Consider the following 13,934-nt stretch of genomic DNA (forward strand, 5'->3'; position numbering starts at 1 on the left):
ACTGCGCCCATTGTAAGGGCAGAGGCTGAAAGTGCGATGAGTCGTGGGTGTCCGAGAGTGTGAAAATAAATACCCATCTCTCGGTTGGAAATGAACAGCTTGGTCTAGACTGTGGTGCTATGACTGAACGCAGCACGCAGAACCTCGCTCAAGGCTTTACGTCCCGTTCCATCCATGGCGGCTATCACCCGGATCCGCACATGGGCTCTATCAACGTGCCCATTTATGCCTCAACCACGTTTGCACAAGACGGCTTGGCGCAGCTGCGCGGCGGATTCGAATACGGCCGCGTGGCCAATCCGACCGTGCGCTCGCTCGAGCGCACCCTAGCGGCATTGGAGGGCGCGGAGTATGCGCGCGTGTTTTCTTCCGGCATGGCCGCCGCCGATACGCTGATCCGCATCTTGGTGCGCCCAGGAGATCACGTCATTTTGGGCAATGACGCCTACGGTGGTTCCTACCGCCTGCTCAATGATTTCACCGAGTGGGGCGTGGAGATGTCCATCGTGAACACCAGTGATACCGCTGCGGTTGCGGCCGCGGTTCAAGAGAATACCAAGCTTATCTGGCTAGAAACGCCCACTAATCCGGCGCTAAATATCACCGATATTGCCGCGGTGGCCAAGATTAAGGGCAACGCGCAGGTGTTGGTGGACAATACTTTTGCCACGCCCTACCTGCAGAACCCGCTGGAACTCGGCGCCGACCACGTGCTGCACTCGACCACCAAGTACCTAGGCGGGCATTCCGATGTGCTCGGTGGCGCGGTAGTTACTAATGACGCCCACGTGGACGAGCGCCTGCTCTACTTCCAGGGCAATGTGGGCGCGGTGAGCTCGCCTTTCGACGCCTACTTAACCGCCCGCGGTATTAAGACGCTGTCCGTGCGCATGGACCGCCACTGCGCGAATGCGCAGCGAGTAGCGGAATTCTTGCAGGCGCGACCCGAGGTCAAGCAGGTGCTCTACCCGGGGCTCAAGGAGCACCCAGGGCATGAACTGGCGGCACAGCAGATGCGTGGCTTCGGTGGCATGATGTCCGTGCGCTTCCACAGCGCGGAGCATGCCAAGCAGATCTGCCTCAATACGCGGCTTATCTGCCTGGCAGAATCGCTGGGCGGGGTGGAATCGCTCATCGAGCATCCAAAGAATATGACGCACGTATCCGCGGAAGGGTCCGAGCTGGTGCCGCCGGAGGATTTGGTGCGCATCTCCATCGGTATCGAGGACATCGATGACCTGCTCGCGGACTTGGAGCAGGCCCTCGACGCGCTATAGGCCGCGGCACTGGGCCCATAGCGCAGGTGCGGTGGCTAGGAGCGCACCACGGCAAGGAGGGAACCGGCGGCTTTGTCGGTTTCCTGCAGCATGAGCGGGTCCGTGCCCGGCATGGGGGAAATGGTGGTGTCCGGCCACTGGGAATAGGTGGGGATGCCCACGATGTGCAGGCGTGCATCCAACTCACCGTCCGGGTGAACGGTGCGGCGGGTGGCCCCATCCGTTTCCGGCGAACCGGTGGGCTGGCCGTGATCGGGGAAGGGGCGCACGCGGGCGGAATCTACCAAGCAGCGCGTCATGGCATCGCCGGCGGTGCGGATATCGGGGCGGTGCATAAAGGCGTCGACAAGCGTGGGCGCCGAAGCCGAGCGCGGGCCGGAGGTCAAAGTGAAGTGATCGGCCTCTATGGACACGGTGGGGTGATCGCCTAAGAAGTGGGCCAGGCCGGCGTCGACAAGCGCGAGCAGCTGGCGCACGCGGAAGAGCGGCGGGCCGGAGCCGATCATCTGGCCAAAGGACATGACCTGGCCGTAGCGGCCAGTGCGGGATTCGCGGGTGTAGCGGCCCTCTGCGCCGAGGATGGAGGCCGGCTTGCGCGATTGCGAAAGCGACCACAGCGCGGCCTTGATAGGGGAGTCGTGGCCGGCGGCGGCCTCCCGAATATCGCCTTCCATGGACTGGGCAATGTGCTCGGTGAGCTCAGCGATGTCCCCGGTAAACCCGGCAATCTGGTACATGAGATCGTTCATGTCCCACGGCTCGGTGACCATGGGCGCAATGGCTGCGCCCAGCTCATCGGGGGCGGTGGCATCGATGACCTCGAGGATTTCTGCGCGTGGGCGCAGGAGGGAATCCGGGCGCACGCGCTCCAAGGTGGTGATATAAGCCTCGTAGCTATCGCGCGCAATGGCAGGCCAAACCTGGGCGTCAAAGTCGATGTCCTGGGTGCCACTGAGCTCCGCAATGACCTTCTTCAGGCGGCGGCGCGGCATGGTAGGCGGCAGCTCGCCGTACTCGGACTTGGGGTGGTAGGGGTAGCCGCGGCCGGAGGAAATGATGAAGTTGGGCTCCTGGCCGCAAGGCTCATAGCGCAGGCCGGAGCGCGCAGAAGGATCCTCTACGAATGTGCCGCCGCGCTCGATGGTGGTCAGCGCCATGATGTCATAAAAGCCCATGCCCAGACCGCGCACCAGTACGTCTTCGCCGCCCGGAATGGCAGCATAGTCCTGCTCTACCGGGTTATTAGGGGCGATCCAGTTCAAACCGGAAGCGGCCAACTGCTTTTCTTGTTCGTTGTATTCCGGAATCATCCAGCCATAGGCCAGCACCGTGGCATCGGCGCGCACCTCTGAGCCATCGGCCAGGTGGAGGACGTCTTGGTGACCGTCCTCATTGATGGTCTCCAACCGGCTGAAGTGATTCACGGTGGAAATGCTCTTGGGCAGGCGCGCAATGACCACGTCATAGACCCAGCGCAGGTACTCGCCATACAGTGCGCGCGAAGGGTTGGACTCGGGGCGGGTAGCCGCGAGCTCTTCGCGGTAGTCCTGGGCAATATGTGTGGCCGGTGGGTGCTGCTCAAAAAGCTCGCGCTTGGCGGCGGAGATATTCTCGCCATCGCCGCGCAGCAGCTGAATCCACTCGTATTGAATGGGGCCCTCGAGCACAGGGGCATCAACGGTGGAGCCGGGCTCGGTAAAGAGGGTGACCGCGCCGGCGCGAGTATTCATGCACAGCGTCTTAGTTTGGTCCGTTTCCCAGATGCGGCCGGCGCCATGTTGGGCGTCATCGATGAGGTGGACGGTAATGGGGTCGCTGGAATCGTCCATGCGGGCAGAGAGGCGTTCCAAGATGGAAATGCCGCGCGGGCCCATGCCGACGATCGCGATTGCTGGAGTAGACATACCTCCTATCGTGCCACATTCAGGCCCTTTCAGGATCATCGGACCTGGCAGTAAGAATAAAATAGACTAGGTGGTCTACCGGATTCTTGTTGTGTCGCCGTTTTGGCTGGTAGTAAGGTAGACTGGCCAGTCTTGTATTTCTAGGTATGAGTGTGGTCTAATGGGCGAGTACTACTTTAGACTTAAAGGAACTCGAGCTTTTATGAAGCAACTTTCTCGGCTCCTGCGGCCCGTGGCCGCGGTCCTGGCCAGCGGCGCGCTAGCTCTCTCGCTTACCTCGTGCGCCTCTACTTCCCACGCCGCGGAAGATGGCATGGTCACCTATGTCGAGCCCAATATGTTCAACAACCTCTATCCGCCCTCCGGCGGCTATTACCCCAACGGTGGTGTGCTCAATAACATCACGGACCGCCTGCTCTGGCAGGACCCGGATACCCTCGAGCTGCACCCGTGGATTGCGGAGGAAATGCCTAAGGCGAACAAGGACAATACTGAGTTCACCTTCAAGATTCGCAAAGGCGTGACCTACTCTGATGGCTCGCGCTTAGATGCCGCGAACGTGAAGAAGAACTATGACCTTTATGCCTTGGGCGACGAGGACCGCATGCTCACTCCATCGGAGCAGCTGCCCAATTATGAAAAGTCCGAGGTCATCGATGACTACACGGTAAAGTTCTACTTCAGCGAGCCTTCCCCAGGCTTCCCGCAGTCCACCTCCGTGATGAACCAGGGCCTGCTGTCTAATGCCACCCTGGATTTGGATGACACCGGCTTCGCGCCGGGCAACGCCACCGCGATTTCCGGTTCTGGTCCCTTCGTCATTGAGGAAGAAGAGCTGGGCACCAAGCTGGTGCTCAAGAAGCGCGAGGATTATGACTGGGCGCCCCCGGCCCGCAAGGACCACCAGGGCCCGGCCGATATTGAGGGCATCAATATCGTGCTCGCGGCCGAAGACTCCGTGCGCGTGGGCTCGCTTGTAGCCGGCCAGTCCGATGTCGCGCGCCAGATCGAAGCCCCCGATGAGAAGCACCTGAAGGATCAAAACCTGCAGATTTTCGCCGCCCCCACCCGTGGCGTGAACAATAGCTTCCACTTCCATTTCCGCCATCCACTCTTGGAAGACAAGCGCGTGCGCCAGGCCATCATCCACGCCATTGACCGCGATAACATCCTGGACACCCTCTTTTCTGATTCCTACCCCAAGGGCACCTCGATCCTGGCCAAGACGGCTATTGGCTATAAAGATCAGTCCGCGAACTATGCCTTCGATCCAGAAGAATCCAAGCGTCTGCTCGATGAGGCCGGTTGGCGCCCAGGAGAAGATGGCATTCGCGAAAAGGACGGCAAGCGCCTGGCCGTGACCTTCAATGAAGCCGTCCCACAGCCGCGCTCTAAAGAGATGTTCACCAAGGCCCAAGAGATGCTCAAGAACGTCGGCATTGAGGCCAACCTCAACCCGGGTGACCGCTCTGCGCAGCAAAAGGCCATGAAGGACCAAGACACCGTGCAGGTACGCCACACCATGACCGGCCGTGCCAATGTGGACACCTTAGCCACGTGGCTGGATGGCACCGGGCGCAATTCTTTCCTCAACTATGACGAGAAGACCGATAGCTTTGGCGATGAGAAGCTGCAGAAACTGGTGGAGGATTACTTCAACCTCAGCAGTGAAAAGGATCGCCTCGCCATGACCGGCCGCATGCAGGACTACCTGTCCGAACAGGCCTATATCCTGCCCATGTTTGAAGAGCCGCAGGTCTATGGTTTCCAGCCCTATATCGAGGGCTTTAGCACCGAGGCCATCGGCCGCCCATCGTTCTATGCGGTAGACATCAACCCCGCAGGAGGGGAGGACTAAACCATGAGTCTGAAAACTATTGCCTTGCGCATCGGCCAAGCCGTGCTCGTCATCTGGGCAACTTTCACCCTTTCTTTCATCCTCCTAGCAGCACTGCCTGGTGACGCCGTCGCGACCCGCTATGACAACCCCAACTTGGGGCTCAACGCCGAACAGCTGGCCGCCATCCGCGAGGTTTATGGCGCCGATGAGCCGATCTTAAGCCGCTACTTCAGCGCGCTCGGCGGATTCCTCACCGGTGATTTCGGCTTTTCCGTCGCCACCGGTACCGCCGTATCGGAGATGCTGGCAGATGCCCTTCCCTCCACGCTGGCGCTGGCGGTCTTCGCCTTCCTCGTAGGCGTGGTTCTGGCCTTCGTGGTGGCTATTGTCTCCACCTTCGGCCCATTTTCTTGGCTGCGCAGTTTCTTCCGCAGCCTGCCTTCCGTGATGGTTTCCCTGCCCACCTTCTGGATCGGCATCATTTTGATCCAGATTTTCTCCTTTGGCTTGGGCTGGGTGCCGGTCATCGGCGCGAGCGACGCCCAAAGCCTCATCCTGCCGGTAATTACCCTGGCTATCTTCGTGGCCGCGCCGCTGGCGCAGGTGCTACTGCGCTCTATCGATGAGGTAATGGATATGTCCTTCGTGCAGGTTGTGCGTGCCAAGGGTGCTAGCGGTGCCTGGTTGTTGTGGCGCAACGTCCTGCGCAACGCGCTGCTGCCGGCGCTGACCATGGCCGGCCTTACCTTTGGTGAGCTCGTCGGCGGTTCCGTGGTGACGGAGGCGGTCTTCGCCCGCCACGGCATTGGCGCGCTGACCGTGGATGCGGTGGCTAATCGCGATACCTCGGTGCTACTGGCCATCGTGGTGCTTGCCGCCGCCGTCTTTGTCCTTATCAATCTGATTGTGGACCTGCTCTACCCAGTGCTTGACGTGCGCCTGCGCGAGCGCGAGCACGAGACTGCATCTAGCTCCGCCACCGCTGCCACCACCGCCGATACCACCGCAACGAACGAGAAGAAGGTCCAAGCATGAAGCTTAAATCCACACAGCTGAAGCTCACCCCGGGCACCATCATCTCGCTGATTGTGCTGGGCCTGGCGGTGCTCTGCGCGCTGTTCCCCCAATTATTTACCTCCCAAGACCCTAATCAGGGCGGGGACACCACGGCACTATTACAACCCAGCTTCCAGCACTGGTTCGGCACCGATGCCGTCGGCCGCGATCTCTATACCCGCGTGGTCTATGGCGCGCGCCAATCCCTACTCGGCGCGCTGCTGGCCGTACTTTTCGGCCTCATCGTCGGCACCATCTTGGGCATCATCGCCGGCGTGCGCCGCGGCTGGGTCGATGCCGTCATCATGCGCATCGTAGACGTGCTGCTGTCCATCCCCGGACTCTTGCTCTCCCTGTCCGTCATCATCGTGCTGGGCCACGGCATCTTCAATGCCGCCATCGCCGTAGGTATCACCTCCGTGGCCACTTTTGCGCGCCTTGCACGCTCCCAGGTGCTTAGCGTTGCCGGCTCCGATTTCGTCGAGGCCGCCTATGGCTCCGGCGGTTCTTCCTTCCAAGTGCTCGTGCGCCATATTCTTCCCAATTCACTCACCGCGGTTTTCGCTGTAGCAGCCCTGCAATTTGGCCTGGCCATTTTGCAGCTAGCCACCCTGGGCTTCTTGGGCTATGGCGCACCGCCCCCAACCCCGGAATGGGGTCTTCTCATCTCTGAATCGCGCGATTACATCGCCACGGCCGGCTGGTTGACCATCGCCCCGGGCATTGTGATCGTCGCCGTGGTCCTCGCGGCCAACCACCTCAGCCAGACACTGCGAAAGGCGGCCTAATGTCCCTGCTTAGCATTAGTGATCTATCCATTACCTACCGCACCGCGCACGGTGAGGTAGAAGCGGTAAGCGGCATTGAGCTCGAGGTAAACCCTGGCGAGATGACCGCCATCGTGGGCGAGTCCGGTTCCGGCAAGTCCACCTCCGCCATGGCCGCTATTGGTTTGCTGCCAGACAACGCTTCGATTGTCTCCGGCACCATTACTTTCGACGGCCGCGACGTCACCCAGTACTCCCAAAAGCAATGGCGGGAGCTGCGTGGTCGCCGCATTGGTTTGATTCCGCAGGATCCCAATAACTCGCTTAACCCGCTCAAGACCATCGGCGCCTCGGTGGAGGAGGGCATGGCCATCCACGGGCAGGGCGATAAGGCCTCCCGGAAGAAGCGTGCACTGGAGCTTTTGGAGCGCGTGGGCATTGATGATCCGCAGCGCCGCTATCACCAGTACCCGCATGAGCTATCCGGCGGCATGAAGCAGCGCGTGCTCATTGCCGCGGCCGTGGCATTGGAGCCGGAGCTCATCATCGCCGATGAGCCTACCTCCGCGCTTGATGTCACCGTGCAGAAGATCATCCTGGACCTCCTGGATGAGATGCGCGAAGAGCTCACCATGGGCATCCTTTTCATTACCCATGATCTGGCCGTGGCAGGCGACCGCGCCAATAACATCGTGGTGATGGAAAAGGGCACCGTCCGCGAGTCGGGCGTTGCTGCCCGCGTCCTCACCGATCCCCAGCACGCCTACTCCAAGCGCCTGCTTGCCGACGCCCCCTCGCTCACCGCCCCCACTTCCTCGCAGGCCGCAGCTCCTGTGCGGGCCGCCGCGCCCGCGCACCGCGAAACCTTGCTCGAGGTGGAAGGGCTGAGCCAACGCTTCGGGGATTTCACCGCGGTGGAGGACATCAACTTTTCCGTAGCCCGCGGCACCACCCATGCATTGGTGGGGGAGTCTGGCTCCGGTAAGACCACCACCGGCCGAGCCATTTCCTTGTTGAGCACGCCCACCTCCGGCAGCATTCGCTTGGGCGGGGAAGACATTAGCACCGCCCGTGGCAAGCGCCGTCGCGAGCTGCGCCGTTCGATCCAGATGGTTTACCAAAATCCTTTTGGCTCGCTGGATCCGCGCTTGAGCATTGGCGATACCATCGCCGAACCGGTGCGCAATTTCACCGGCGCTTCCAAGCGGGATGCGCGTGCCAAAGCACGCGAATTTCTTGATTTGGTGGCCTTGGATTCTTCCATGGCTTCCCGCCGTCCCCGCGAGCTCTCCGGTGGTCAACGCCAGCGCGTGGCCATCGCCCGCGCCATGATCATTGAGCCCGATCTCGTGGTGCTCGATGAGGCCGTGTCCGCGCTCGACGTCACCGTGCAGGCGCAGATCCTGCGCCTGCTCGACGAGCTGCAGCGCGAGCTGGAACTTACCTATATCTTCATCTCCCACGATCTGGCGGTAGTTAATCAAATTTCCGATACCGTTTCCGTGCTCTCCCACGGCACGCAAGTGGAATCCGGACCTACCGCGCAGGTTTTTGCGCATCCGGAAACCGAGTACACGCGCCAACTAATTGACGCCATCCCTGGCTCCCGCTATCGTGCCGGAGACCTAAACTTGGGGCTATAACCGCGCCCCAGAAAGGTTGGACTGAAAATATGACTGACATTATTAATGAGCTCTCCCACGCCAGCGCCGAGGTGCAACAGCTGCGCCGTGCGCGCCATGATGCGCAGGACAATGCGCAACTGAGCTTTAGCGCTTTGCTCGAGCCAGCAGAGCCAGGCGAGTTCTCCTATACGGAGCGCTATGCCGTAGCGGCTTTTACCGCTGCAATCTACCAGGCGAGCGAGGCTGCGGATTTCTACTTCGACTTGCTGGAAGATGAGGCCGACGAGGACCTTGTTGCCGCCGTGCGCGCCGCGAGCCAGCGCGGTGTGTCCACCGGCCCGTATCACCAGGGTGATTTCCTTATCTTCGGCGATACCTCCGCGGAAGCCGCGCTGGGCACACGCCTAGCTGCGGCCTTTGATTGGGCGCACCTTCTGGCTTTCCACCCTAAAGACGCCTCCCCGCAGGCCATCGGGCACCTCGATGCCGCAGGATGGTCCGCTACGGATATCGTCAGCCTGTCCCAGCTGGTGGCATTTTTGGCCTTCCAGCTGCGCGTGGTCCACGGCCTGCGCGTACTTTCTGGCGAGGAGCCCGCATCCCACCCCGCAGCCGAGCGCGCCGCCGGCGTGGCCGATCCGGGTTGGGAGGTTACTGCGAATACGCTGCAGCCCAATACTGTGCTGCCGGACCACTTTGTCAACCACTCCCTGGGCTGGAAGCCTTGGGTAGAGGCGCTGGCGAAGGAGGATTTCACCGCGGTGCATACCGATGCCCTCATCAAGCCTGAGCGCATCGATTCCGAGTACTTCCGCTTGCTCGCCCGCGACCCTGCGGCCTTGAAGGCGCGCACGCTGACTGACCTGGACATTTTCTATAACACCGAAGGCGGCCTCTCCCGTGCGGACCGCGAGCTCGCCGCTACTGTGGCCTCGCGCTACAACGGCTGCGAGTACTGTGCCTCCGTGCACCAGGCGCGGTGCGTCCAGGAGGGCGGCGACCGTGAAATCGTAGACCGCCTCTTGGACGAGGGTATCGACGCCGACCTTGGCTCAAAGGAATGGGATCTTATCCGTCGTGCCGCCGTGGCGCTGACGGAATCCCCGTTCGCCTTCGATGCGGCACTATGCGCAGACCTGCGTGCGGCCGGATTCGATGATCAATCCATTCTGGACCTCATCTACGCTTCCTCCTTCTTCAACTGGGCTAATCGTTTGATGCTCACCCTGGGCCAGCCGGACGTGCCTAAGCGCTTCCGTTAATCGGCTACCGCCGGTGACTGGTTCGGAGCGGCGCTGAAGGCGAAGGATCCCTAAGATGGGGCGGCATGACTGATACTAAGAACGTCACCGCATCAGCACACTCGGAGAGCGAAGCCCCGCAGAAAGTCGCCGTCGTCACCGGCGCTACCGGCGGCATGGGTCGCGAAATCATCGCTGACCTGGCCGGTGATTACCATGTGTATGCACTGGGGCGTAGCGCAGCGGATCTGCCCGAATCGGACTCCATTACGCCGGTAGCCATCGACCTCGTCGCCGGCCTCGATGAAGGCATGAAGCTGCCGGAGCTAGACCGCGTGGACGTGCTCGTCCACGCGGCTGCACGAGCTACCAAGTACTCCGTGGAGGAAGCCACGCCCGAAAATTGGCGCGCGCACATGGACCTCAACGTGCATGCCCCTGCTGAGCTGACCCGCGCCTTGCTGCCGCAGTTGCGCAAGGCGGAGGGCACCGTGGTCTTTATTAACTCTGGCGCAGGACGCCACAGCTACGGCGATAACGTCATCTACGCGGCGACCAAGCACGCGTTGTATGCACTCGCCGATGGACTGCGCATCTCCGAGCCGGGAATCCGCGTATCCACCGTGGCTCCGGGGCCTACCGATACCCCGATGCTTAAGGGGTTGCAGGATTATGATCCCTCCCAGGTTATTGCCCCGGCTGAGGTGGCTCGTGCCATTCGTACCGTGGTAGAGGCAGGCCCTACCACCCAGCTGACGGAAATCCAGGTCAGGCCGCGAATCGAGTTACATCTGCGCAAGTAGGAACGCAAGTAGTGGTAATGGACATCACACATTAATGGGGTTGGTTTCCAGGGGTGTCCATTACACTCGGGGGCTGTGACTTCCCAAAGCCGAAAACGGCCCGCCTATCTCCGTATCTCGGATGCCCTACGCGACAAGATCGAACGCAATGAATTAGAACCCGGTCAGAAATTTCCTACCGAACGCGAATTGGTCCGGCAATTTCATGTTGCGCGCATGACCGTGCGCCATGCCTTAGACATTTTGGAAGTCGAAGGCCTCATCGACCGACGCCGCGGGCGCAGTGGTGGCACCTACGTGCGCACGGTTCCCCCTACACTGAGCCTGACCAACAAGGACAATATCGTCACCCAGCTGCGCGAGCGCGGGCACGACACCGCCGTGCGCGTGGTCTCCGTTAACAAGGCCCACGTGCCCAAGCATGTGGCAGCGGTCCTGGATGTTAGCGATTCCACCTTTGCGTGGGACATCAAGCGCGTCTATACCGTCGATGGCAAGCCCGTCATTCTTTCGCGCTACACCATCCCGGTAGAGATGGCTCCCGAACTCAATCAGCACGATCTGCGCGAGCCCATCATGGAAATCCTGGCTGGCTATAGCCTCAAGCCAGTCTTTAAACGCGAGAGCATGCGTGCCGCTACCGCTCGTACCGAAGAGCAGAAACTTTTGCACGTGAGCCGATCGCACCCGCTGCTTCGGTTCGTGCGGCTGCTAAAGACTAAATCGGGAGCGGTCTTTGCCTATATTGAAGAGTCGCTGCGCTCTGATATCGCCAACGTCGAAGTGGTCTTGGGTGAGGATCCCGCGCCGCAACCCCTACCGGGCAAGGGCAACGGTGCGGGAAAGCTGGCTTAGCTAGCGTCGACCTGGCGGTTGCGCAGCGCGCGGGCCACGCGGTCACGCTGCTCGGTGACCGTACGGCGCAGACCACCCGGCAGATCCTTCTTCAAAAAGGCATCGGCGCGCTCCAAGCCCTTGTGCGTGATATCCCAGGAAGGGAAGAGACCCGTCACGGTGGTCAGTGCCACCTCGGAGGACTGGGAAGACCACACCTTTTCCGCGATGTCGAAGAATTCCGCGGTGGGTAGGAACTCATCGCTATGCGGGTAGAGCAGGCCTTCCAGCTTGGAGGTGAGCTCGCGGTTGGTGAGATTTCCCGCCACGATTTCTTTCCATACCGCGCGCTTGTTCTCGACGGTTGCCACGGCTGCGCGGGCACGCAGGGAAGAGTAGTAGCCGGTGGCGGAGTTATCGCGCTCGAGTTGCGCGTCCGCGGCAGCGGGGACGTCCTCTACCGCGCCATCGGCGGCGAGTGCCGCCAGTGCGGACCAGCGCAGCCCCGCATCCGCGGAGGACTCGAGCACGCCGCGCAGATAGTCGCGCGCGCTATCGTGCAGGCGAATCTTCGCCAGTGCCTGGGTGCAGATGATGGAGCGCTGGGCATCGGGGCTGTGGGCGCCGTCAAGGAGGGCGTCGGCAAGCAGGGTGCTCTGAGCCGCCCACTGTGGATCGGCATAGTTCTTCAGCGCGCTAGAGGCCTGCAGGACAATGCGCTCGAGGACGGCGAGCTCCGTCTCCGCCTGCATGCCGCGGGCAACCAGCTGGATAAAATCGCGGGCGCGCATAGTGCCGGCGCGGGTCATCTCCCAAGCGGTAGACCAGCACAGGGTGCGGGCCATGGGATCGGCGAACTTATCAATATTATCCAGCAGGAACTGCAGGGAACCCGGATCCAGCTCGATGAGGCAGTAAGTCAGGTCGTCGTCATTAGGTAGCAAGAAGTCAATGTCTGCCAACTGGCGGCCGATGAGCTCTGGAATCTCGGAGGAGGCGCCATCGATATCCATCTCGATGCGATCGGTGCGCACCACCTTGCCATCCCGCAGGTTATACAGGCCTACCGCTACGCGGTGGGTGCGCAGGGTATCGCCGCTCTGGGTGAGATAGGCATGAGTGATGTTGCCGGATTCATCCGCATTGAGTGCCACGCTGAGCGTATTGATGCCCGAGGTCTTGAGCCACTGTTGCGCCCAGAAGGAAAGGTCGCGGCCGGAGGCCTCTTCCAGGTGGCGCAACAGATCATCAAAGGTGGCATTGCCCCATGCATGGGCGGCGAAGTGGCGGCGCACACCAGCCAGGAAGTTGTCGCGGCCGACATAAGCCTGCAGCTGCTTCAGCACTGAAGCGCCCTTGGCGTAAGTGATGCCATCGAAGTTTTGCTCCACCGTTTCGATATCGCTGGCATCGGTGGAAATCGGGTGGGTGGTCGGCAGCTGATCCTGCTGATACGCCCAGGACTTTTCCACATTGGCAAAGGTTACCCACGCGGTATCGTATTCGGTTTCCTCCGCCTGGGAGATGGCGGCGGACCAGGTGGCGAAGGACTCATTGAGCCACAAATCGTCCCACCACTGCATGGTGACCAGGTCACCGAACCACATATGCGCCAATTCGTGCAGGACGGTATCGGCGCGGCGCTCGTACTTATAGTGCGTGGCCTGGGAAGTAAAGACGTACTCATCGCGGATGGTGACGCAGCCGGCATTTTCCATCGCGCCGGCGTTGAACTCCGGCACGAAAATTTGGTCATACTTGCCAAAGGGGTAGGGGAAACCGAAGTTGCGGTGGTAGAAATCAAAGCCCTGCTTGGTCTCCGTGAACAGGCGCTCGGCATCCAGTGCGTGGGCGAGCGAAGCGCGGCAGTAGATGCCGAGTGGCACCTCGAGCTTTTGGGCCGGCTTGCCCTCTGGGTGTGCGGTCAGCTCGCCGCGCCAGGTATCGGTGACCTCGTGGTACGGGCCGGCGCACAGGGCTACTAGGTAGGTCGATAGTGGGTAGTCGATGGCCGTGCTGGCTACATCGCCTTCCCAGGTCACCGGGCCATTGCTAATGATGGTCCACTCTTCGGGTGCCTTGAAATGCAGCGCATAGGTGGCCTTCATATCCGGCTGGTCAAAGCAGGCGAAGACGCGCTTGGCATCGGCGGTTTCAAACTGGGTATAAAGGTAGACCTTGTCGTCGGCGGGGTCTACAAAGCGGTGCAGACCCTCACCGGTGCGGGAGTACGGGATCGTGGCGGTGACTTCTAGCGTGTAATCGGCTACCTGGAGGCCAGACAGGGGAATGCCGTAGGTGGGGTTATAGGACTCAGTGGGCAGGGGATTGCCGTTGAGGCGTACCTCCTGGATTTCCTCGGCGCGCAGATCAATAAAGGTGGAGCCGATCTCCTGCGAGGTGAAGCTCACCTTCGTGGTGGACAGGAAGTGGGTATCCGAATACTTGAGGTCTAAAGTGACATCGTAGTGGTCCACCTCGATCATTCGGGAGCGCTGAACCGCTTCCTCACGAGTCAGGTTTATAGAGGTCATAGCCTATATTCTCCTTCTAAGCTGAAAAATAGTTCTGCATCCACAGTAGTCGT

The 13,934-nt window shown here is 60.9% G+C and carries 10 protein-coding genes; 8 read left to right on the top strand and 2 right to left on the bottom strand.

What is annotated here, in order from left to right; genetic code table 11:
- Positions 1–119: 119 nt before the first annotated feature.
- The gene (locus ACKFRY_RS05210; protein WP_005327269.1) at positions 120–1,277 is read left to right on the top strand and encodes a cystathionine gamma-synthase; all 1,158 of its coding nucleotides are present in this window, start codon (positions 120–122) and stop codon (positions 1,275–1,277) included.
- Positions 1,278–1,312: 35 nt separating this feature from the next.
- On the opposite strand, the gene ACKFRY_RS05215 is transcribed toward ACKFRY_RS05210, so the two are convergent.
- On the bottom strand, positions 1,313–3,181 hold the full coding sequence (locus ACKFRY_RS05215; protein ID WP_408923334.1) for an FAD/NAD(P)-binding protein: 1,869 nt from the start codon (positions 3,179–3,181) through the stop codon (positions 1,313–1,315).
- Positions 3,182–3,383: 202 nt separating this feature from the next.
- Here ACKFRY_RS05215 and ACKFRY_RS05220 point away from each other — a divergent pair, with 202 nt between their 5' ends.
- The 7 genes from ACKFRY_RS05220 (at position 3,384) to ACKFRY_RS05250 (ending at position 11,368) form a co-directional block, all read left to right on the top strand.
- The gene (locus ACKFRY_RS05220) at positions 3,384–5,039 is read left to right on the top strand and encodes a TIGR04028 family ABC transporter substrate-binding protein (protein WP_408923335.1); all 1,656 of its coding nucleotides are present in this window, start codon (positions 3,384–3,386) and stop codon (positions 5,037–5,039) included.
- Positions 5,040–5,042: 3 nt separating this feature from the next.
- A complete protein-coding gene (locus tag ACKFRY_RS05225; RefSeq protein WP_198491957.1) occupies positions 5,043–6,056 on the top strand; it encodes an ABC transporter permease in 1,014 nt (337 codons plus the stop codon).
- Entirely contained in the window at positions 6,053–6,865 is an 813-nt protein-coding gene (locus ACKFRY_RS05230) for an ABC transporter permease (protein ID WP_005324024.1), read from the top strand. The genes ACKFRY_RS05225 and ACKFRY_RS05230 overlap by 4 nt, the downstream gene beginning before the upstream one ends.
- Positions 6,865–8,487, top strand: coding sequence for a dipeptide ABC transporter ATP-binding protein (locus ACKFRY_RS05235; protein ID WP_408923336.1), 1,623 nt, complete (start codon positions 6,865–6,867; stop codon positions 8,485–8,487). The genes ACKFRY_RS05230 and ACKFRY_RS05235 overlap by 1 nt, the downstream gene beginning before the upstream one ends.
- 29 nt (positions 8,488–8,516) lie before the next feature.
- The gene (locus ACKFRY_RS05240; RefSeq protein WP_179386895.1) at positions 8,517–9,731 is read left to right on the top strand and encodes an alkylhydroperoxidase domain protein; all 1,215 of its coding nucleotides are present in this window, start codon (positions 8,517–8,519) and stop codon (positions 9,729–9,731) included.
- 65 nt (positions 9,732–9,796) lie between these two features.
- Positions 9,797–10,513, top strand: a complete 717-nt coding sequence (locus tag ACKFRY_RS05245; protein WP_179386894.1) for an SDR family oxidoreductase — start codon at positions 9,797–9,799, stop codon at positions 10,511–10,513.
- Between the two features lie 75 nt (positions 10,514–10,588).
- Positions 10,589–11,368, top strand: a complete 780-nt coding sequence (locus tag ACKFRY_RS05250; protein ID WP_408923337.1) for a GntR family transcriptional regulator — start codon at positions 10,589–10,591, stop codon at positions 11,366–11,368.
- Here ACKFRY_RS05250 and pepN read toward each other — a convergent pair.
- Entirely contained in the window at positions 11,365–13,881 is a 2,517-nt protein-coding gene (gene pepN / locus ACKFRY_RS05255) for an aminopeptidase N (RefSeq protein ID WP_408923338.1), read from the bottom strand. The genes ACKFRY_RS05250 and pepN overlap by 4 nt on opposite strands.
- Between the last annotated feature and the right edge of the window lie 53 nt (positions 13,882–13,934).

The organism is Corynebacterium tuberculostearicum, from assembly GCF_046097255.1.
Classification (GTDB): Bacteria; Actinomycetota; Actinomycetes; order Mycobacteriales; family Mycobacteriaceae; genus Corynebacterium; species Corynebacterium tuberculostearicum_J.

Coding starts and splice junctions, on each gene's coding strand:
- ACKFRY_RS05210 (WP_005327269.1), top strand. CDS start 120: ATGACTGAACGCAGCACGCAGAACCTCGCTCAAGGCTTTACGTCCCGT.
- ACKFRY_RS05215 (WP_408923334.1), bottom strand. CDS start 3,181: ATGTCTACTCCAGCAATCGCGATCGTCGGCATGGGCCCGCGCGGCATT.
- ACKFRY_RS05220 (WP_408923335.1), top strand. CDS start 3,384: ATGAAGCAACTTTCTCGGCTCCTGCGGCCCGTGGCCGCGGTCCTGGCC.
- ACKFRY_RS05225 (WP_198491957.1), top strand. CDS start 5,043: ATGAGTCTGAAAACTATTGCCTTGCGCATCGGCCAAGCCGTGCTCGTC.
- ACKFRY_RS05230 (WP_005324024.1), top strand. CDS start 6,053: ATGAAGCTTAAATCCACACAGCTGAAGCTCACCCCGGGCACCATCATC.
- ACKFRY_RS05235 (WP_408923336.1), top strand. CDS start 6,865: ATGTCCCTGCTTAGCATTAGTGATCTATCCATTACCTACCGCACCGCG.
- ACKFRY_RS05240 (WP_179386895.1), top strand. CDS start 8,517: ATGACTGACATTATTAATGAGCTCTCCCACGCCAGCGCCGAGGTGCAA.
- ACKFRY_RS05245 (WP_179386894.1), top strand. CDS start 9,797: ATGACTGATACTAAGAACGTCACCGCATCAGCACACTCGGAGAGCGAA.
- pepN (WP_408923338.1), bottom strand. CDS start 13,881: ATGACCTCTATAAACCTGACTCGTGAGGAAGCGGTTCAGCGCTCCCGA.